At 45.0% G+C, this 19,317-nt stretch carries 16 protein-coding genes; 8 read left to right on the top strand and 8 right to left on the bottom strand.

Annotated features, from left to right (window positions below; translation table 11 throughout):
• The first annotated feature begins 9 nt into the window (after nt 1–9).
• A complete protein-coding gene (locus AHMF7616_RS19350; RefSeq protein WP_115374374.1) occupies nt 10–1,533 on the top strand; it encodes an OmpP1/FadL family transporter in 1,524 nt (507 codons plus the stop codon).
• Nucleotides 1,534–1,694: 161 nt separating this feature from the next.
• Here the strand turns inward: AHMF7616_RS19350 and AHMF7616_RS19345 are convergent, their stop codons facing one another.
• Nucleotides 1,695–2,585, bottom strand: a complete 891-nt coding sequence (locus AHMF7616_RS19345; protein WP_115374373.1) for a hypothetical protein — start codon at nt 2,583–2,585, stop codon at nt 1,695–1,697.
• Nucleotides 2,586–2,768: 183 nt separating this feature from the next.
• Between AHMF7616_RS19345 and AHMF7616_RS19340 the strand changes: the two genes are divergently transcribed.
• The 3 genes from AHMF7616_RS19340 to AHMF7616_RS19330 all read left to right on the top strand — a co-directional run bounded on the left by AHMF7616_RS19340 (nt 2,769) and on the right by AHMF7616_RS19330 (nt 7,606).
• On the top strand, nt 2,769–4,979 hold the full coding sequence (locus tag AHMF7616_RS19340) for a S9 family peptidase (RefSeq protein ID WP_115374372.1): 2,211 nt from the start codon (nt 2,769–2,771) through the stop codon (nt 4,977–4,979).
• Nucleotides 4,980–5,201: 222 nt separating this feature from the next.
• The gene (locus tag AHMF7616_RS19335; RefSeq protein WP_115373737.1) at nt 5,202–5,990 is read left to right on the top strand and encodes an IS5 family transposase; all 789 of its coding nucleotides are present in this window, start codon (nt 5,202–5,204) and stop codon (nt 5,988–5,990) included.
• 140 nt (nt 5,991–6,130) lie between these two features.
• The gene (locus tag AHMF7616_RS19330; protein WP_115374371.1) at nt 6,131–7,606 is read left to right on the top strand and encodes a DUF2079 domain-containing protein; all 1,476 of its coding nucleotides are present in this window, start codon (nt 6,131–6,133) and stop codon (nt 7,604–7,606) included.
• Here AHMF7616_RS19330 and AHMF7616_RS19325 read toward each other — a convergent pair.
• Together AHMF7616_RS19325 and AHMF7616_RS19320 are read right to left on the bottom strand one after the other, a co-directional pair.
• Nucleotides 7,601–8,389: an SDR family oxidoreductase gene (locus AHMF7616_RS19325; protein WP_115374370.1), complete on the bottom strand. Its 789-nt coding sequence runs from the start codon at nt 8,387–8,389 to the stop codon at nt 7,601–7,603. The two genes, AHMF7616_RS19330 and AHMF7616_RS19325, sit on opposite strands and share 6 nt — an antisense overlap.
• A gap of 35 nt (nt 8,390–8,424) precedes the next feature.
• Nucleotides 8,425–8,889 carry a GyrI-like domain-containing protein gene (locus tag AHMF7616_RS19320; RefSeq protein WP_115374369.1) on the bottom strand — a complete coding sequence of 155 codons (465 nt, stop codon included), beginning with the start codon at nt 8,887–8,889 and terminating at the stop codon, nt 8,425–8,427.
• A 242-nt stretch (nt 8,890–9,131) separates the two neighbouring features.
• Here AHMF7616_RS19320 and AHMF7616_RS19315 point away from each other — a divergent pair, with 242 nt between their 5' ends.
• Both AHMF7616_RS19315 and AHMF7616_RS19310 read left to right on the top strand, forming a co-directional pair.
• Nucleotides 9,132–9,653, top strand: coding sequence for a 3-hydroxyanthranilate 3,4-dioxygenase (locus AHMF7616_RS19315; RefSeq protein WP_115374368.1), 522 nt, complete (start codon nt 9,132–9,134; stop codon nt 9,651–9,653).
• A 154-nt stretch (nt 9,654–9,807) separates the two neighbouring features.
• On the top strand, nt 9,808–10,239 hold the full coding sequence (locus AHMF7616_RS19310) for an OsmC family protein (RefSeq protein WP_115374367.1): 432 nt from the start codon (nt 9,808–9,810) through the stop codon (nt 10,237–10,239).
• 42 nt (nt 10,240–10,281) lie between these two features.
• On the opposite strand, the gene AHMF7616_RS19305 is transcribed toward AHMF7616_RS19310, so the two are convergent.
• From AHMF7616_RS19305 to AHMF7616_RS19285, 5 genes are all read right to left on the bottom strand, one after another.
• Complete coding sequence (locus AHMF7616_RS19305; protein ID WP_158546206.1) at nt 10,282–10,959, bottom strand: transposase; 678 nt, start codon at nt 10,957–10,959, stop codon at nt 10,282–10,284.
• Nucleotides 10,960–11,109: 150 nt separating this feature from the next.
• A complete protein-coding gene (locus tag AHMF7616_RS19300; RefSeq protein ID WP_115374365.1) occupies nt 11,110–14,007 on the bottom strand; it encodes a M1 family aminopeptidase in 2,898 nt (965 codons plus the stop codon).
• 74 nt (nt 14,008–14,081) lie between these two features.
• Entirely contained in the window at nt 14,082–15,227 is a 1,146-nt protein-coding gene (locus AHMF7616_RS19295; protein WP_115374364.1) for a helix-turn-helix domain-containing protein, read from the bottom strand.
• A 52-nt stretch (nt 15,228–15,279) separates the two neighbouring features.
• Complete coding sequence (gene floA, locus AHMF7616_RS19290; RefSeq protein ID WP_115374363.1) at nt 15,280–16,284, bottom strand: flotillin-like protein FloA; 1,005 nt, start codon at nt 16,282–16,284, stop codon at nt 15,280–15,282.
• A 125-nt stretch (nt 16,285–16,409) separates the two neighbouring features.
• Nucleotides 16,410–16,877 carry an NfeD family protein gene (locus AHMF7616_RS19285; protein ID WP_115374362.1) on the bottom strand — a complete coding sequence of 156 codons (468 nt, stop codon included), beginning with the start codon at nt 16,875–16,877 and terminating at the stop codon, nt 16,410–16,412.
• A 227-nt stretch (nt 16,878–17,104) separates the two neighbouring features.
• Between AHMF7616_RS19285 and AHMF7616_RS19280 the strand changes: the two genes are divergently transcribed.
• Both AHMF7616_RS19280 and AHMF7616_RS19275 read left to right on the top strand, forming a co-directional pair.
• Nucleotides 17,105–17,791, top strand: a complete 687-nt coding sequence (locus AHMF7616_RS19280; RefSeq protein WP_115374361.1) for a class I SAM-dependent methyltransferase — start codon at nt 17,105–17,107, stop codon at nt 17,789–17,791.
• A 312-nt stretch (nt 17,792–18,103) separates the two neighbouring features.
• Nucleotides 18,104–19,270: an MFS transporter gene (locus tag AHMF7616_RS19275; protein ID WP_115374360.1), complete on the top strand. Its 1,167-nt coding sequence runs from the start codon at nt 18,104–18,106 to the stop codon at nt 19,268–19,270.
• The last annotated feature ends 47 nt before the right edge of the window (nt 19,271–19,317 follow it).

Raw genomic sequence — 19,317 nt, 5'->3', positions numbered from 1 at the left:
AGACTTATTATGAATCAATATAAATTTTTAATAGCCGGCTTAGTCTTTTTAAGCTGGACAGGAGAGGTATCGGCCCAAACTGAGGTCGATGCCCTCCGATACTCCCGCACCGATTTTGGTGGCTCCGCCCGCATACAGGGTATGGCTGGCGCGCAAACCGCGCTGGGAGCCGATATTTCCACTTTGTCGGGCAACCCGGCTGGTTTGGGGTTATATCGCCGATCCGAGATTTCTTTTTCGCCGGGTATTAGCTTATCTGGTACCGAAAGCAAGTTAAATAACAATAGCAGTGCTACGGATCAACGAAATATTATTAATATACCCAGTTTAGGTATTGTTTTTACGAAACGTAAAGCAGATACCGATGAGAGTGATTGGCGCTCGGGTGCATTCGGCATTGGCTTAACTCGTTTAAATAATTTTCAAAATCGTTTCAGGTACGGTGGTTCAGTAAATCAAACGGAATCTTTGGTGCAATCTTTAGGCGAAACGGCTATTGCTAACCAGCGCACCGAAGCGGACTTAGATGCAGAATACGATAATGGGATTGAGACTCTGGAAGGGCTAGCTTATTCTACTTATTTAATTGGCGTAAATAAAATCCCGACGGAACCTAATAATCCGAACTCCCCGATCCGGGAGGAAATTTATGTAGAATCCCAGGGTAATTTAACCCAAAATGAAACTGTTACCAGCAAAGGCGCTCAGAACCAGTGGGATTTTTCGTATGGCGCCAGTTACCGCGATAAGTTGTATTTGGGAGCTTCGGTTGGCCTGACTACTGTTCGCTACAATCAAGCTCGGGTTTACCAGGAAGTAGATGCTGATCCTACTACTGATTTCCAGAATTTAACTTTAAGTGATGAGTTTACCACTACTGGTTCCGGAGTTAACTTAAAAGTAGGGGTAATTGTGCGGCCGGTTGATGCGGTACGCATTGGAGTGTCGGTACAAACGCCAACGTTCTATACCTTACGCGACCAGTATACTACTTCTATGGCAACTACCTTTGGGGGTTCTGCTCCAGGTAATTATGATAAAAGCTTAACTCCTGGCGATTTTGAATATACTTTAACTACGCCGCTGCGTGCCAATGGGGGAGTCGCTTTTTTTGCCGGGAAGAATGGTTTTATATCGGCGGATGTAGAATACGTAAATTACGGTGGTGCTCGTTTAGGCAACAACGACGGGGCAGATACTTTCTCTGGTACTAACGATATTATTAAAGATACGTACCAATCTGCTTTAAATTTCCGGGTAGGCGGCGAGTACCGGTATAACATTTTTCGGTTACGCGCTGGTTATGCCTTGTACGGCGATCCGTATAAAAGCAGTGCTTACGATCGGGATAAAAGATACCTGACCGCCGGAGTTGGCATTAAACAAGAAAATACCTTTTTTGATATAGCCGTGGTAAACTTCCGTTATAACAGTGTGTATGCTCCTTATTCACTGCTCGATAATCTGCAACCGGTAGTTTCTACTAAAAACACGACGAACAGCGTGCTGTTTACGGTTGGGTTTAATTTTTAGCAAAAAATTTAAAAAAATATCCAGGCGGGATCTTGTTTAAACAAGATCCCGCTTTTTTGCTTTAAACCTGAATGTGAGAACATAAAAAATACCCGGCATTTAGTATTTGTTCTATCCTTGATTATACAGGCGTATAAAGCACATTATATAATTTGCTACTTTTACTTTTCTACTTTCACGTTGATTGTTAATGAATCAAGAGTTTTGTGAGCCTTTACAATGCGTAACAATCCCACTTTATTGGAAACAGATTTAAAAGCTAAGACTTGATTAGTTTTTAAATTTTCCAGCTTGATAACTGTTGGTGCGTTAACAGGATAGGCATTTGTTAACATAGTGACATTCGTAATAGAATCAAATCTGCCAGTAGTTAAAGTAGTATTTACGAGCGTATTGCTGTTTACAGTGCTTAAGCTGGGTTTTTGTGCTCTGAAGTCATTAAAAAGCAAATCTATTTGCGTAGCAACGCCGGGCTGCTTGACAGCATAGGCCGGAAAAGATGTGCCTGTTGCCGAAGCAAAACCAAACAGCCCTGTTGAATCTATGAAAGGCTTTTTCGGGTTTTTTAATCGGCTAAGTACTACATTGGTGTAAGTGTAGTAATTAGATTTCGCCGTGTTTACGGTAGAAGTTGTTTTAATTCGTATCTCTTTCTGATAGGTTTTACTATTACTATCCGTAATAGTGAATCGCCAAATTTCCTTATTGGCTAAGTTACGCGGGGTATATGCTACCTGCATGGCAAAAGTTTTTGTATCTGTCGCTAACGTAGAATCTAAGAAAACGATTGGGGTTTGTTTATCTAAGCTATCATGATTGAATGTAACCACAAATTTAGTTAAGCTTACATTTTCAGTGGGTGCCTGCGCGTATACGCCCGTAATTACCCTGGTGCCACCCAGTACAGTGCGGTTCTCCGAGACGTAGTCCTGGCCCGTACTGGAAACCAATTGCAACACGGTGGGTGCTTCCGAATCGTTGTTACAGGCGGTGACTAAAACAGTAAAGAAAATGAATAAAAAAGGTGCAAACGCAGAAGAAAGCTTTGTCATGAAAGTACCCGGCAAAATATTTATTCTTAGAACGAATCAAAATTAGTTATTCTGTATACGATTTGATACTAACCGGAATTATAATTTAATATTTGGTTGGGCGTTCTGGTTTCTACTAAATGGGGAGACGGAATAGTTTCGTTTAAAACCGGTAACTTTGCGTCGTGAATTTTTAACTTTCTTATGCGGACACTTTTTTTTAAAATTTTCCATTTTTTACTTCTGGTTTGTCTGTTTTCCGGCGCTGTAAAGGCCCAACAAAAACAAAAAATTACCTTAGAAGACATCTGGCAGAAAAATACCTTTGCCGCTAAAACCGTAAGCGGGGTAGATTGGGCGCAGGATGGCCGGTATTATACCTCCATGGTGGCCAACAACCAATCCAACGCTACCGATATTATCCGTTACAACGTTACCACGGGCCAACCGGTAGCTACCGTAGTAGCTGGGCAGGATTTAAAAATAGCGGGTAGCGATAAGCCCATTGATTTTGAAGAATACACCTTCAGTGCCGACGAGCAGAGAATCTTGTTCTCTACCGAAACCGAGCCTATTTACCGGCATTCTTCGCGTTCGCAGTACTATGTATACGACGTAAAAACCAAAACTCTCCGGCTTTTAAGCACCAAAGGCAAACAAATGTTCGCTACGTTCTCGCCGGATGGGAGCCGGGTAGCCTTTGTGCGCGATAATAACTTGTTTTACGTGGATTTAGCCAGCAACCAGGAAAAGCAAATTACCACCAACGGCGAGCGCAACAAAATCATAAACGGCGGTACCGATTGGGTGTACGAAGAAGAATTTAGTTTTGCACAAGCCTTTTTCTGGTCGCCGGACGGGGCCAAGATTGCTTTCTATACTTTCGACGAAAGCCAGGTAAAGCAATATACCTTGCAAATGTGGGGGCCTTTGTATCCGCAAAATTATACTTTTAAATACCCGAAAGCCGGCGAAGCCAATTCGGTAGTAAGCATTTCGGTAGTAGATTTAAACACCAACAAAACTACCCGTCAGGATATTGGCACCGAAACCGACATTTACATTCCGCGTATTGGCTGGACTGAAACCAAAGACTTGCTCTGGATACAGCGGATGAACCGTTTGCAAAATACCCTGGAAATTCTGCACGCTGACGTGAACACCGGTAAAACAAACGTAGCGTTACGCCTGACCGATAAAGCCTACATTGAAATAACCGACGATCTAAAATATTTAAAAAACGGGAAGCAGTTTGTTATTTCCAGCGACAAAGACGGCTACAACCATTTGTATTTATACGATTTACAAGGCAAACAATTACAGCAACTTACCAAAGGCAACTGGGATGTAACCGATGTAGTTGGCATCAACGAAAAGCAAGGTTTGGTCTATTATTTAGCCGCCGAGGTGTCGCCGATGGAAAAGCAGTTGTACAGCGTAAACCTGAAAGGTAGTAATAAAAAACGGTTAACCGAAGCGAAAGGCACGCACCGAATCAGCATGAATCCGGATTTTACGTACTACCTCGATTACCAGAGCACCGCCAATACTCCCACCAATGTAAGTTTGCACGCCGCGCCGAGCGGGAAACTGGTGAAAAACCTGGAAGAAAATACCCAACTGCAGGCTAAACTAAAGCAGTTTAATTTGTCGCCGTTGCAGTTTATCTCGTTTAACACCACCGAAAACGTGAAACTGAATGCGTATGTAATTAAGCCCAGCAATTTTGATGCTGCTAAAAAATATCCGGTTCTGCTATTTGTGTACGGCGGGCCGGGGAGCCAACAAGTGCTCGACTCGTGGAACAGCGGCAATTATTTTTGGTTTCAGATGCTGGCGCAACGAGGTTACATCGTAGCCTGCGTGGATAACCGGGGTACGGGCGGACGGGGAGCGGCTTTCCGGAAAATTACGTACGCCAACTTGGGCCATTACGAAACCATCGACCAGATAGAAGGCGCCAAATATTTTGGGAGCTTACCTTACGTGGATAAAAGCCGGATAGGCATCTGGGGCTGGAGCTTCGGCGGGTATATGTCGTCGCTGGCCTTAACCAAAGGCGCTGATTATTTTAAAACCGCCATTGCCGTGGCCCCCGTTACTAACTGGCGCTACTACGATAATATTTACACCGAGCGCTATTTAAAGCGTCCGCAGGAAAACGCTGCTGGCTACGACGAAAATTCACCGGTTACGCACGTGGATAAACTAAAAGGCAAGTACCTGCTCATTCACGGTACCGGCGACGACAACGTGCATTTCCAGAATGCGGTAGCCATGGAAGATGCCCTGATTAAAGCCAACAAACAGTTCGAGTCGTTTTATTACCCCAATCGCAACCACGGCATTTCCGGCGGCAACACCCGCCTGCATTTATACACTATGATGACTAATTTCCTGCTGAAGAATTTGTAAGTAGGAACGGCAAATTTTTTAAATTTTAAAGCTGTTTCACAATGGGAAAGCCATTCCGGGAGCAATTACAAGTTTGTTCCCGGAATGGCTTTTCTGTTTAAATGGTAATTTAAATCGTTAGCTTAGAATATGTTTAAAAATTAGGGAAGGGGAATTTAACAGAATTATAAAATCAAAAAAGGCAGTAGTCGAGTAACAAAGGGTGTCTAAATCCGAGTTACGATGCCGAAGAAGAAACTAAAGTTTACCCGTCAGCACTTCTGTGCGTTGACTACTGCCCAAAGGCAAGTTATAAAAGAAATTATTGACAATGGCCGGAAACGTAAACATAATTTGTTGGAGGTAGTGCAAGCCATTCTACGGATTACCCGTACTGGCCTGCAATGGCGGAACTTGGAAGGAGCTTATCCGCCCTGGCCAGTAGTGTATTACTACTTTCGCAAGTGGCAAGCCGATGGTACTTGGGCCCAAGTGTTAACCGCCTTGGTGAGAAAGGAGCGCCAAAGGCAAAAACGAGAGGAGCAAGCCTCGGCCGTGGCCGTGGATAGTCAGAGCGTGAAGAAAGCCAGTTTTATTTCCCTGGAAACAGGGATAGATGGCGGTAAAAACGTGAATGGGCGCAAACGGCATCTAGCCGTGGACACGTTGGGCTTACCGCTGGCCCTACATGTTTCTTCGGCCCAAGAGCACGATGGGCAAGCAGGGGTGGAACTGCTCTGGCAGCTGGAGCAAGCTTCTAATCGGCTCACCTTGATTCGAGCTGACCAAGCTTATAGCGGCTACTTTAAAGACTGTGCCCAGCTTTATGAGTGGTCAGTAGAGATCACGCAAAAGCCGGAAAGTCAAAGGGGATTTGTGCCCCAGAAAGGCAGATGGCAGGTAGAAAGAAGTTTCGCTTGGTTAAACTTCTTTCGCCGTTTGAGCAAGGATTATGAGAAAACTACCGCTTCTTCCCTCTGCTTTCTGCAGCTGGCTTTTATTGATATGCTTTTGGCAAGAGTACCTAACTAAATTTTTAAACATACTCTTAGAAACAGAAACCAGCTCTAAGTAAGAACAAGTAAGATGAAAATTTAAAAAATAGAACTCCGGATTCAAACCTTATCTTTACAACGTTTTATTACCAATTACTACGGTCTATTTTTTTAAAAATGATTGCTCCGGCACTTAAAAGCCACAAAAGTTTATTGCTGCTCCTGATCGTATTCGGGATTATCTACGGGCTAATTTCGCTGGTAAATCATTATAACTTCCGTACCTATGCGCTTGATCTGGGGTTGGTAAATCATGCTATTTACGATTACGCGCACTTCCGGGTAAATTACTCCACGCTTTTGTTAGATGCAGCACCCATGAACTTTCTGGGATCGCATTTTACTTTATTGCCTGTTTTATTCTCCCCCTTGTATTGGTTGTTTGGGTCGTACACCATGCTGCTGGTGCAGATTATGGCGGTATTGTTCGGCGGAATAGGCATTTACGTCTATTGTCAGCACCGAACCACCTTATCGTGGTTGCCTTTAGTGGTCACGGCCCAATTTTATCTGATGTGGGGCATTTATTCGGCCTTAGCTTATGATTACCACGATAACGTGGTGGGTGCTATGTTTTTACCTTGGTTTTTACATTACTTCGGTCGGCAGAAATACCGGAAGGCGCTGGTTTATTTTGTGTTGTTGGTAATCAGCAAAGAGAACATGGCCTTGTGGGGCATTTTTATCGCGGTAGCTTGTCTGGGTAAATACTACTCCGATCAATCTGCCCGCAAGGTGGCATTCGGATTGGCCATTTTCAGCACTGGCTATTTTATCGTAGTTACGTCGGTAATTATGCCCCAACTAAATACCACACACCACCAGTTTGCGCAGTTAATCCGGTACCAACATTTAGGCAAATCTATGGGTAGTATTGTGCAATATATCGTGCAGCACCCGCAAGTATTAATTCCGCATTTATTTTTAAATACAACTGGCAACCCGCAGTTTAATTTTATTAAAGCTGAGTTATACGGGATGATTTTGCTTTCGGGGGGAGTGGCTTTACTGTTCCGGCCCTGGTATTTGTTTATGCTATTGCCGGTTTTTGCCCAAAAATTACTAACGCACGATTTTATGCTCTGGGGCATTAATTACCAATATTCCATTGAGTTTGCGCCCGTACTGGCCCTAGCTACTTTTGATTTATCCAGCCAATTTAAACCTAAAATGCAGAAGAGGTTTTTACTCCTATGTTTAGGGTTAACGCTGGCCGCTACCAGCGTTACCTTGGTAAAACGAAAATCAAAATGGTTTATGAAACCGTTGGTTCAGTTTCAACGGCCCATGCATTACCGGTCGCTTTTTGAACGGGAGAAGCTGCATGACATCTTAAAAGCAGTTCCCGGCCAGGTACCGGTTAGCGCTTCCTCGTGCCTCACTCCACGTTTAGTAAACCGTGAAAAGCTGTATCACTTTCCGGTAATCCGCGATGCTTTGTTTATTTTGTTGGTTAAAAATACCGAAGAAGGTACGTATCCGCTCAGCCCCGCTGAATACTCCCAAAAAATAGCGGAACTCCGGCAGAACTTTGCTTTTAAGGTAATTCTTGAAGATTCCCAGATAATCATATTCAAGAGAAAGTTGCTATAAATTACCGGTTCGGCCGCCATCTACCGGAATATTAATGCCATTAATGTAAGCCGCCGCCGGGCTAGCCAAAAAAGCGGCCGCGGCCGCTACTTCCGCGGAACTGCCGAAGCGTTTAGCCGGGATGCCTGCCAGCATTTCTGATTCTATTTGCTCAATGCTTTGGCCGGTTTTTTCGGCCTTGGTCTGGATGAGCGACGTATGGCGGGCCGTAACCGTAGCCCCAGGTAAAACATTATTTACGGTAATGCCAAAGGGCGCTAATTCCAACGATAACGTTTTGGCCCAATTCGCCACCGCTCCCCGGATAGTATTAGAAACGCCCAAGCCCGGCAAGGGCTGCTTTACGGACGTAGAAATAATATTAATAATACGCCCGTATTGCGCTTGCTGCATGAGTGGCACCACGGCCTGCACCAAAATATGATTACAAATTAAATGGTTGGAAAAAGCTTGTTTAAACTCATCTAAACCCGCCTCTATAATGGGTCCGCCGCTGGGGCCACCCGTGTTATTGATTAAAATATGGATTGACGGTTGAGTGGCCACGTAGGCTTTTATTTTAACAGCTAAATCATCGGGGTTCGCGAAATCGGCGCAGATATAATCGTGCTGCTGACCAGCTGCTTGATCTAGTTCCGGTAAAGTAGCTCGTAGCTTTTCTTCGTTGCGGGCTATTAAGGTAACTGAAGCGCCCATTTGGGCCAGTTCCAACGCAATGGCTTTGCCGATGCCCTGCGTGCTGCCACACACAATCGCTCTTTTTTGACTTAAGTTTAAATCCATGGCCGGTTATACGGAAATTTTTAAAAATTTGATAGCTAAGTAACAACCGAAAGGTACGTTTTTACAATAGCCGATTCGGGATTTTGCGCTTCCGGACCGTATACATCAAAATCGGCGGCGTATCTTCGGTTTTGGGCGTTTTGCCAGATAGACTGCCAGGTTTCTCCCACACAATCGGGTAATTTGCCCTGCGAAGTATAAATCTGGTAATTAGCCGCCGGTATGGTGATCCCGGTTAATCCAGCTGGAATATCCTGTAAGTTAGGTACTTTACAACCTAAAACCGTGTTGTAGGGTCCGGTATGGTCGCTCTCGTAGTCGGTGTAAACGCAATAAAGATCCGGGCTGATTTTATCCGCAATCTGGTTTATGACATTCTGGCGGAAGAACCGACTCCAGAGTTCGCCAATATCGGTTTGGGCCTGCCCGTTGGCGTTAGAAGTTCTAACCGAAATGCCTATTATATAAAGTTCATCAAGTGCGATAGTTTCCAACGGCATGTACCAATTTTTTAAATTTTCGATTTTTATAGAAGCAGCAAGGTAGTTAAAAGCGCTTTATTTTAGGTTATCCGCCAGCAGTGCTTCTTATTTTGTTTAAGAATAATCCTACCAACCAGTAAGCAAGCTACTAACCGGTAATTGGATAGTTTAAAAGGAGCTGTTATCTTAGTTGTAAATTACTGCAAGCTGATTTTTTTCGTAGATTACCTGCAGCGAATATCTAATAACGACTAACACCTATGATCAGACCGTTGAATTTTCATACCTGGATTGAGGAGCACCGCCATTTGTTAAAACCACCGGTTGGCAATGCCCAGGTATTCCGGGATAATAAAGATTTTATTGTAATGGTAGTGGGTGGCCCCAATGCCCGCAAAGATTATCATTACAACGAAGGCGAAGAGTTTTTTTACCAGCTTGAAGGCGATATTGTACTCAAAGTAATAGAAGACGGCAAACCCGTGGATATTCCGATCCGGGAAGGCGAAATATTTTTGTTACCTGGCGGTACACCGCATTCCCCGCGCCGACCGGCCAACACGGTGGGCTTGGTAATGGAACGTTACCGCCGCGAAGGGGAACAGGACGGCTTCCTGTGGTTCTGCGAGAATTGCGGCAATAAGCTCTACGAGGAGTATTTAGTGGTAACCGATATTGTGCAACAACTGCCGGTAGTGATGAATAATTTCTTTGCCAACGAAGAACACCGGACCTGTAAAAACTGCGGTACCGTTATGGAGCCGCCGGTAAAAAGCAGTTAAGATCAGGCAGTAAGCGTTAGCGTTGAGCCAAAGTGTCCGGGTTTTAAGACTAAAACCACTGGGTGTAATTATTGTTAAGAAATGCAGGTACACTGGTTAATGTCCGGATGTTTTGATTCTGATACCTTTGTCCTGATACTTATAGCTAAATAAAATGAAAGTTGAATTAAAACGCGTCGATAATGCCTTCCATTTTGAGGCAGTAGGTGCAGCGGGCGTACCCGTAAATATAGATGCTAACCCCGAAGTTGGCGGAAACAATGCCGGTGCCCGTCCCATGGAAATGATTTTGATGGGTTTAGGTGGTTGCAGCGCCATTGATATTACCCTGATTTTAAAAAAACAAAAGCAGGAAATTACGGACTTCCGCATTCACATTGATGGTGACCGGGAGGCCAACGCTACGCCGGCGGTTTTCACCAACATCCGCATTCATTATGCCTTGTCGGGTAACCTGGATGAGCAAAAAGTAAAACGCGCCATTGATTTGTCGATGGACAAATACTGCTCGGTTACGGCTATTTTAAATAAAACCGCGCAAATTTCGTATACCTTTTCCATTAACGCCGTTTCGGTAGAGGTGTAAGAACGCGCCCCGGCTCTTGTGGGAACGCGCCCCGGCGCGTTCCTACGGATTATCTTTTATAAGCCATCGTTCCGGATTTTGCCGGATGTATTCCCGGATACGAATAAGATCCTGATCGTTTCGCACGATATGATCGTAGAACCGCGGCTGCCAGGCAAATTCTTCGTACCCATTTTGATTGCACCATCTTTTTACATTGCCCTTAAAATGGTTAACAATGGAAGACAAAGAGCCACGTTTCAAAGGTTGTAGGCCTTTTTCTGTAGGCACGCGCCGTGGCGCGTGCTCACCCTGCGGAACGTTCTCCGCATTCTCTTTTTTACCGGTTTCTAACCCATCACCCAATTGAATTAAGCCATGCACATGATCCGGCATAATTACCCATTCATCCAGACTTGCCGCTGGGAAACGGTTTGGAATTTCCTGCCAGAAATGCTGAGCTACCTCGCCGATGGGAGATAAGATTAATTCGATAGCATTTTGATCTTGGTAATTATCCGGCAGCAACGTTTTACAGGTTGAGAGCGCAATGTTATTTTCAGGTAATAACGTGCGGTCATGGGAGAACATGCCGCGGCTTGGTAGGAACGTGCCGCGGCACGTTCCTACGGTGGATAAAACAGGTAGGCGATCTTTTACACAAATAGTTACAAAATAAATACCGGTAGCGTCGTATTTATATCCTGGTAAACGGTATTGTTTGTGTTCCTTATAAACCATAAAGTAAATATATGGATTATAAAATATGAAACTGTGCCACACGGTTAAAAATGTAGGAACGCGCCGCGCTGCGTTCTTGCGTGACCCCAAAAAACGCGCTTTGGTCTGGTGAGAACGCATGGTCCGGAAAGAACGCGCCGCGGCGCGTTCCTACATTTCTTCTTGTGCTACTTTTATGTAAAACCGGTTCTGGTCTACTTCAAAATCTTCCGGAGATAGGTTAGGCAAGCGCATGGTTTGCCAGGCAGTTGTAGGAAAAATAAAGCTATACTTCCCCGCAGCTTTGGTAACTTTTACCGGCATTTTAAAATTGGGAACATCCGTTTGCCACCGGTAATGGAGCACTAAAGTTTGCCCTTGCGCCCCGAATTTTACTTGTAAAGTAGGAATGTTCGTAAATTTTAAATATTGGTTAAAAAAGTAGTTGTAATCGGTTTTGGTTTGCTGGTTAATGTACCGGATTATATCTGCGGAGGTAACCGTTTTATAGCTAAACTCCTGCTGTATGCCGCGCAGGATCGCGAACCAAAGATCATCATTGTTTAGTACATTTCGGAAAGTATGCAGCATTAAAGCACCTTTGCTGTACATGTCTTCGATGTTATAAAAAATATGGTTCACGTCGTACTGGCCAATGATAGGTTCCTGGTTTACGGCTTGTTCCTGCAAGCTTTGCGCATAACCTAACTCCGCGTCTTTCCCGAATTTATTTTTAAAAAATACTCCTTCGGTGTAGGTAGCAAAGGCTTCGTGGAGCCACATATCCGCTACATCTTTACAAGTTACGTTATTGCCCCACCACTCATGCGACACCTCGTGCCACACTAATTTCATCGTATTTACGGAGTCCAGTTCTCCGTCGGGCAAACGGCCGAAGGTAACGGCGCTCTGGTGTTCCATGGGGTGCAACGATTCCATTAAGGTAAAGCCATCGCGCGGGAAGGGGTATTTGCCATAGTGTTTTTCGAGGGTGGCCAGCATGGGTTTTACCTGGCTAAATACCCAACGGGCTTTATCCAGGTGTTCGGTTTTGGCGTAATAATCTAAGGTTAAAGCAGGGCTGTTACCGTAAGTATCTTGCAGGTGCGTGTATTTGCCGATGTTTAAGGTAACGTTGTAATTGTTAATGGGATAGCTCACGTACCACTCGTAGCGGGTTTGGTTGTTGGCCAAGGGTACTTTTCGGAGCAAGCGACCATTCGAGATTTCCGTTAAATCACTGGGTACCGTTACGCTGATGCGCATGCTGTCGGGTTCGTCGGAGAGGTGGTCTTTGTTGGGCCACCACAAACTAGCGCCGGAACCCTGACAAGCTACCTGCACCCACGGGTGGCCGTTGCGGTCTTGCTCCCACAAGAAGCCACCGTGCATCGGAATTTTAAAATTCGGTACCTGCGGCTGTCCGGAATAAGCTATTTCTACTTCGTGCTGCGAATTGGCCGGTAAGGTTTCTGGTAATTGAATAAATACGGCATCAAACTCGCGGGTATATTTCAGTTCCATTCCACGGTATTTTACCGCATGGATGTTCATGTTGGCGTATAAATCTACCTGCATTTTAGCTAAGGGTTCGGTTACCCGGAACCGGATTTTGTTACTGCCGCGGATCGATTTATTCGGGATATCTACGGCTACCTCTAAATGGTAAAACAGAACGTCGTAGCTACGCAAGGTAGTAAGTTTGCCGCGTAAAGTATCGGCCCTGGTAAAGCCATTGGTGCGGTTGGAAACTCTGATAGCGGGAATATTGGCGGATGTCACCGTAGTTTTTTCTTCCGCTTTCTCCCTGAAAATAGTATCCGCGGCAGGCTGTACGATATTATAGTTTTCCCAAAAAGCCGGGTCGTCGTCATTTTGGATTAAGCCGTTCAGGGAGTTTTGGGTTTGATAAATATCGCCTTCGGTGAAGGGCGGTATGTTTTTCGGGCCAATGTTGGTAATGGTAATATCGGTATCAGCCGTCCATAGTTGGTTGTGGATGCCGCGCGATTTGCTGTTTACCCGCATTTCGTAGTGGCGGTGCTTATCTTTCAGGTACCATTTATTGTTATGGTAGCTGTAAGTAGTGGTTTCTTTTAAATAAGTTAGTTTATGGCTCAGTTTGGCTACTTTGTAACTTAACTGTTTTAACAAAAAATTACGGTTATTATCATAGTCAATCCCTCTTTGCGTCAGCACCCACTCCGCCTTGGTAAACGCCAGGGTGTTCACATCAATGTAAACCTTTCCGGCTATATGGGCATGGCGGGCGTTTTTACGCGGAATAATCTCAATCACATATACCCGCCGGTTGCCTTCCGGAACAATTCCGAGTAGTTTATACGCATAGGCTTTCAGGGCAATTTTACCTGTAAAGGAACCTGGGCCTGCACCCATTTGGTATTTTACAAAATCATCGCGTAATAAACGGTGCATGCCGTTCGGCATATCTAAATAGCCGTGCAGCCTTAAACGGGAATGATCATACTGTTTTTTGCGGCCTTTAATCATTCTTACCTGTTCTTGTTCGGTTAAGGTATGGTATGGCGGTTTGCGCACATCGAGCACCGACTCGTTATAAGCAATCGGGTAATCTTCGAGTTTTACATCTTCGCGGTAAAAGGCGGTGAGTTGCACCGAGGTAGTATCGTAATTTAGGGGAATGGCCGCAATGGCTTCGCGTAAGATATCTAATGCCGTTTTCTGTTTCCCATTGATAACTACTTCGGTTAAGGTGATACCCGCTGGTTTTAATTTCAGGAGTAAGGGTTGATTTTTAATTTTCGGGATGGCTTGCCGAAATACGGTATAGCCGACGTAAGTTATCAGCAAAGTATCTTGTTGCCGGGCCGCCGGTATTTTAACCGTAAATTTACCTTCCGCGTTGGAACTGGTGCCGGTTCCACTCTTCCCGATGCTGATGCTGGCAAAGGGAACAGGCTCGTTGGTTTCGCCGTTTACAATTTTGCCGGTAAGCGTTAAGCTTGCTTCCTGCGCAACGGTGGGCGGAGCCAGGTAATACAGGAAAATAAAGGTGAATAGAAAAGGGAGTTGGAAAATCTTTTTCATGATGCGTGGACTGCTTATGGTAGCAATACACGCGAATTAGGCCCTGCAAAGCGACTCAAATCCGGATTTGAGCGCTAATTTTTTAAATTTTGGAGCTGCCCCGCGATAAATTCTTTGGGCGATTGGTTGGTTTCGCTCCGGAAGGCGCGTTGGAAAGTTGCCTGGGAGTTAAAGCCGCAATCAAAGGCAATGCCCACCAAAGTTGAGGATTGATTTACCGGGTCGAGTAAACGCTTTTTTATTTCGGCCACCCGGTACCCGTTCACGAAGGTGTTAAAGCTTTTTTGCAGGTGCTGGTTTAAAACCGCCGAAATAATTTTAGCCGGAATACCCACGTGACGCCCTAATTTTTCTACGGTTAGCTCGGGGTCCAGGTACAACTGGTCGGTGGCCATGGCTTTTTGTAATAAGTGAATGGTTTCGTTAGCCGTTTCGGCGGGTAAAAGAGTAGCCGGAACTTTGCGGTTGTTGGCTGTAAAATTTTTCTGGGTATGAAAATAGCCTCGTAAACCAATCCAATAAATTAAAATAGTTATCGGAATGTAAATCGGGTACCAGCCAAAAGTGTCGAGTAAGCCGTTGCGGGTAGCCGGAATAATGTACGGAATTAAATGCACCAACCAGATCAACTGAAAAACAAAGAAAACGCGCACCAAAGGTTTCAGCCAGCCAATGTGGTGTTGCTGTTCTTCGGGCAGGTTCTCGTCGGTTTTGGTTTGGCGCGACAGCAAGCGGTGCGTAAACCACAGGTAAGTAGTCAACGAAATCCAACGCGGAATATCGGAATAGGTATTGTAGGCATCCATGGCGTTGGCCCAGGGCAAACTATTTTGCGGATCAAACGCACCCAGCAAAACGCCGAATATAAAAGTCCAGCCGATTAGCTTCGCGCCAAAATCAATAACCACGGGGTAAAAGTGGTACTTCTCCCGGCGCCCCATCTGAAAATCGGGTTGCAGCAAAGCTTTTGCGTAGAAATAGAGGAGTGGCCCCAACGGCATGGCTACAATAAACGGCAGCAAATCCAGCATGTGGCTGATCCAGATATTGGCTACCGGAACACCCACCGCAAAACTCATCAATCCCATTAAGCCCATCAGGGAAGCCAATAATTTGTTGGGCAAACGCGGGCCTTTCGGGTTATACCACAACAGAAAGAACAAGATGATGCCTTGCAAGCTGCCGAGTAATAAGATCAGGTCTAAAGGAGCAATGTTCATGGTTATCTGGTAGGCACGCGGCGCGGCGCGTGCCTACATTGGGCTGGTTTTTTTAAGAAAGTTTCGTTTCGTCGCGGCCCGCGCGGCTGCTGGTATTACCGGTGTTCGGATTCGCAATCGAGTCGCGCATATCCGTATCAGCCTGAATGTTACGCATTTTGTAGTAATCCATAATTCCTAAGTTTCCCGACCGGAAAGCTTCGGCCATGGCTTTGGGAATTTCGGCTTCGGCTTGCACTACCAAGGCTTTGGCTTCCTGGGTGCGGGCGCGCATTTCCTGTTCTACCGCCACGGCCATGGCGCGGCGTTCTTCGGCGCGGGCTTCGGCTACTTTTAAATCGGCGTTGGCCTGGTCAATTTGCAGTTTGGCGCCAATGTTTTCGCCAATGTCTACGTCGGCAATATCAATGGATAAAATTTCGTAAGCGGTACCGGCATCCAAGCCTTTTTGTAAAACTAATTTTGAAATTTTATCCGGATTTTCGAGTACTTCTTTGTGCGATAAGGACGAACCAATAGAGGTTACAATGCCTTCGCCTACCCGGGCCAGAATGGTTTCTTCGCCGGCACCCCCTACTAACTGCGCAATATTGGCTCTCACGGTAACCCGGGCTTTGGCAATTAGCTGAATACCGTCCTGGGCCACGGCGGCTACGTTAGGCGTATTAATGACCTTGGGGTTTACCGAAGTAGTAACGGCTTCAAATACATCGCGGCCAGCTAAATCAATGGCGGTGGCTTGCTTAAACGTAAGCGGAATATTGGCTTTATCCGCCGAAATTAAAGCTTTAATAACCGTGGGTACGTTGCCACCAGCTAAATAGTGGGTTTCGAGTTCGCTGCCGGTTATTTGCAAACCCGCTTTGGTAGCCGTAATCAAAGAATTAACGATTAAACTGGGCGGTACTTTCCGGATGCGCATAAAAACTAATTCAAATAAATTTATCTTCACGCCGGAAAATAAAGCGGTTATCCAAAGGTTAATGGGTACGAAATACAGAAATACCAGCAGTAATATAAATCCACCGACGAGAAGAAAAAGAGGCGATAACTCCATGATTTGGTTATTGGTTGTTAGTTATTAGTTGCTGGTAAATAAGAAGAGATAAAAGGTTAGAAAATCTGACGGGTAGTTAATTATAAAATTTAAAAAATCTGGTGTCAGAAGCCTTTGTACTAATTCTAACTTACCGGCTTTACAATTACTTTATGATGATTGATACGGGTAATAACAACGGGCGTACCGGCATTCAGGAATTCGCCGTTGGTGTGCACTTCGTAATGTTGGTCGTGGAACATAGCGGTGCCCGAAGGCCGAAGGGCCGATAAGGCACTGCCCGTTTCGCCTTCCTGCAATTGCGGTCTTACGTTTTCGTTTACCCGGCTGTGGTTTACCTCTTTTAAAGCAAACTTCGACCATACATCGGCTTTGAAACTAAATACCACAATCGCCACGCTCAACACCAACGCTACACTCAAAATAATATGGCCGTTAGCCGCGCCCATCTTTTCGTAGCCCAGCCACACGCCACCGGCCAGTACCAGAAAACCCAAAATACCCACGAAAGTAGTACCCGGTAAAAAAATCAGCTCGACCAATAAGAGCACCAGGCCAATAAAAACTAAAATTAAAACGGTTATTAAATCCATATTTTTAAATTTTAAACCTGCTTCGTTAGTAGCTACTCATTAATATGTTAATAAAGTGGCTACTTCTTAAAGGTACTGGTTTTTGCCGGTAATTTTTTAAAAAACCTGCTTAATTATGGGGGAAGAATGCCCATGGGCGAGCGTAAAAACAGATGATTCGAGATGAGGCTTGGTGACCTGCGGAAGAAAAGCTACTTTTGCCCCGCAAATTTTAAAATCCGACGATAATGGATGTATTTGGCGAAGCGCTACGGGATTTTTACCGGGATAATTTTACCCAAAAACTGCTGCTGCACACCAGTTATGGCGAGCCGGAAGAAATGCCTTTGGATATATTTTTCCGGGACGAAGAAGAAATGTCGGAGGTAGAGTTAGAGGCTTTAAATTGCTGTTACGGCAAAGTACTGGATATTGGCGCCGGGGTAGGCAGCCACGCCCTGGCTTTGCAGGAACTGGATTTAGACGTAACGGCTTTAGAAATTTCGCCGCTGGCCGCGGAAATTATGCAGCAGCGCGGCGTTAAAAAGAGCATTAACCAGGATATATTTACTTATTCTCAGGATACCTACGACACTTTACTTTTGCTCATGAACGGTATTGGCTTGGTGGGTGATGTGGCGGGTTTGCGGCAATTTTTACAACATGCCAAAAAACTGCTCAACCCCAATGGCCAGCTCATGTTCGATTCATCCGACATTACTTACCTGTACGAAGGCAATTTGCCGGACCGGGAGCAATACTACGGCGAGATAGCTTACCAGTATGAATATCAAGGCAAAAAAGGCCCGTGGTTCCGTTGGCTGTACATCGACCAGGATACCTTAGCCGAAATAGCCGGCGAGGAAGGTTGGCTCACCATTATTCAATACCAGGATGAGCAAGACCAGTATTTGGCGCGGTTAATTTTAGCATAAAGCCCGCGGTAAATGCAACTGCTTTTTCTACCGCTGGTCGCTACAACAGCATACATCTTTCGGTAATTCACTCGGTAATTAAGCTCAATCAAAGGTAAAAAGGCTTGGAGCTACTTTTGGATTAAGGATAATTTAATGAAACCAATGAAACAATAAAAATTTATCATCGTTAATGCCTTTAAATTTAAAAATATTCAATTATATTTGCGTTATATAAAAATATCTTCAACCAAACTTCTGTTTTGGAATAAAAATTGTACACCTCCTCGTGGTACATGTAAATAGTAATCTTTTTCATTAAAATATTTTGTTATGATTTCCCTTAGTTTATCCTCCAGTTTACCTGTTTCTAAAAAGGTGCACCGGTGGGCCGTTAGTACCTTATTCTTTTTGCAGGGTTTATGTTTTGCCAGTTGGGCATCGCGTATTCCTACTATTCAAAAAACACTACATCTATCCGAAGCGCAACTCGGCGCGGTATTATTAGCTATTCCTGTAGGTTCCATGATTTCGCTGCCCATTACGGGCTGGCTGGTAGCCAAATTTGGCAGTAAAAAAGTAGTGACGCTGGGTGTTTTTTTATACAGCTTAACCTTAATAACGCTGGGAATGGCCCAGAATACCTTTCAATTGATTAGCTACTTGTTATTGTTTGGCTTCGGCGGCAATTTCATGAATATTGGCGTAAATACGCAGGCGGTAGGGGTAGAGTCGTTGTACAAAAAACCGATTATGGGTATGTTCCACGGTATGTGGAGTTTAGCCGGCTTTACCGGCGCAGCCCTGGGTACCCTGATGATTGGGGAAGGCATTGCGCCGGTGCAGCATTTTTTAATTATTACTGTTTTTGTAGTGCTAGCCGCCCTGATAAGTACACGTTTTACCCTTTCCGAAGATCCGAACCGGCAAGCCGACCAACCTATTTTCGCGAAACCCGATAAGTCGTTGCTCATGCTGGGTATTATTGCTTTCTGTACCATGATTTGCGAAGGCGCCATGTTTGATTGGAGCGGGGTTTATTTCCAGAAAGTGGTGCAAGCCGATCAGGCCTGGGTAGGCGCGGGTTATACCGCGTTTATGGCCACCATGGCCTCGGGCCGGTTTGTAGCGGATTGGTTTACGAGTAAATTTGGTTTAAAGCAAACCTTGCAGCTCAGCGGCGTTTTAATTGCGGCTGGTTTACTAATCGCGGTACTTTTGCCTGGTTTGGGAACCGCCATTGCGGGCTTTTTACTCGTAGGGGCCGGCGTATCGTCGGTAATTCCGTTGGTGTACAGTGCGGCTGGTAAATCTAAAGTATTATCGCCGGGCGTTGCTCTAGCAGCGGTTTCCACTATTGGCTTTTTAGGTTTTCTGCTGGGACCGCCGTTAATCGGGTTAGTGGCCGGTGCTACCAGCTTACGCGTGTCTTTCTTTATTATTGCGATTATGGGCCTGTGCGTTTCGGTGTTCGCTACCCGGGCTAAGCTGGAAAATTAAGCTTTTACTCCCGCCAAGTATAAAATTTAAAAACTGCCGTTATTTGG

It is taken from the genome of Adhaeribacter pallidiroseus, from assembly GCF_003340495.1.
Lineage (GTDB): Bacteria > Bacteroidota > Bacteroidia > Cytophagales > Hymenobacteraceae > Adhaeribacter > Adhaeribacter pallidiroseus.
Note: the sequence above shows the minus strand (reverse complement) of the source record. Positions and strands in the feature narration are given on the sequence as shown.

Excerpts from the sequence above, each read along its gene's own strand:
- AHMF7616_RS19350 (WP_115374374.1), top strand. The coding sequence starts at position 10 with ATGAATCAATATAAATTTTTAATAGCCGGCTTAGTCTTTTTAAGCTGG.
- AHMF7616_RS19345 (WP_115374373.1), bottom strand. The coding sequence starts at position 2,585 with ATGACAAAGCTTTCTTCTGCGTTTGCACCTTTTTTATTCATTTTCTTT.
- AHMF7616_RS19340 (WP_115374372.1), top strand. The coding sequence starts at position 2,769 with ATGCGGACACTTTTTTTTAAAATTTTCCATTTTTTACTTCTGGTTTGT.
- AHMF7616_RS19335 (WP_115373737.1), top strand. The coding sequence starts at position 5,202 with ATGCCGAAGAAGAAACTAAAGTTTACCCGTCAGCACTTCTGTGCGTTG.
- AHMF7616_RS19330 (WP_115374371.1), top strand. The coding sequence starts at position 6,131 with ATGATTGCTCCGGCACTTAAAAGCCACAAAAGTTTATTGCTGCTCCTG.
- AHMF7616_RS19325 (WP_115374370.1), bottom strand. The coding sequence starts at position 8,389 with ATGGATTTAAACTTAAGTCAAAAAAGAGCGATTGTGTGTGGCAGCACG.
- AHMF7616_RS19320 (WP_115374369.1), bottom strand. The coding sequence starts at position 8,889 with ATGCCGTTGGAAACTATCGCACTTGATGAACTTTATATAATAGGCATT.
- AHMF7616_RS19315 (WP_115374368.1), top strand. The coding sequence starts at position 9,132 with ATGATCAGACCGTTGAATTTTCATACCTGGATTGAGGAGCACCGCCAT.
- AHMF7616_RS19310 (WP_115374367.1), top strand. The coding sequence starts at position 9,808 with ATGAAAGTTGAATTAAAACGCGTCGATAATGCCTTCCATTTTGAGGCA.
- AHMF7616_RS19305 (WP_158546206.1), bottom strand. The coding sequence starts at position 10,959 with ATGGTTTATAAGGAACACAAACAATACCGTTTACCAGGATATAAATAC.
- AHMF7616_RS19300 (WP_115374365.1), bottom strand. The coding sequence starts at position 14,007 with ATGAAAAAGATTTTCCAACTCCCTTTTCTATTCACCTTTATTTTCCTG.
- AHMF7616_RS19295 (WP_115374364.1), bottom strand. The coding sequence starts at position 15,227 with ATGAACATTGCTCCTTTAGACCTGATCTTATTACTCGGCAGCTTGCAA.
- floA (WP_115374363.1), bottom strand. The coding sequence starts at position 16,284 with ATGGAGTTATCGCCTCTTTTTCTTCTCGTCGGTGGATTTATATTACTG.
- AHMF7616_RS19285 (WP_115374362.1), bottom strand. The coding sequence starts at position 16,877 with ATGGATTTAATAACCGTTTTAATTTTAGTTTTTATTGGCCTGGTGCTC.
- AHMF7616_RS19280 (WP_115374361.1), top strand. The coding sequence starts at position 17,105 with ATGGATGTATTTGGCGAAGCGCTACGGGATTTTTACCGGGATAATTTT.
- AHMF7616_RS19275 (WP_115374360.1), top strand. The coding sequence starts at position 18,104 with ATGATTTCCCTTAGTTTATCCTCCAGTTTACCTGTTTCTAAAAAGGTG.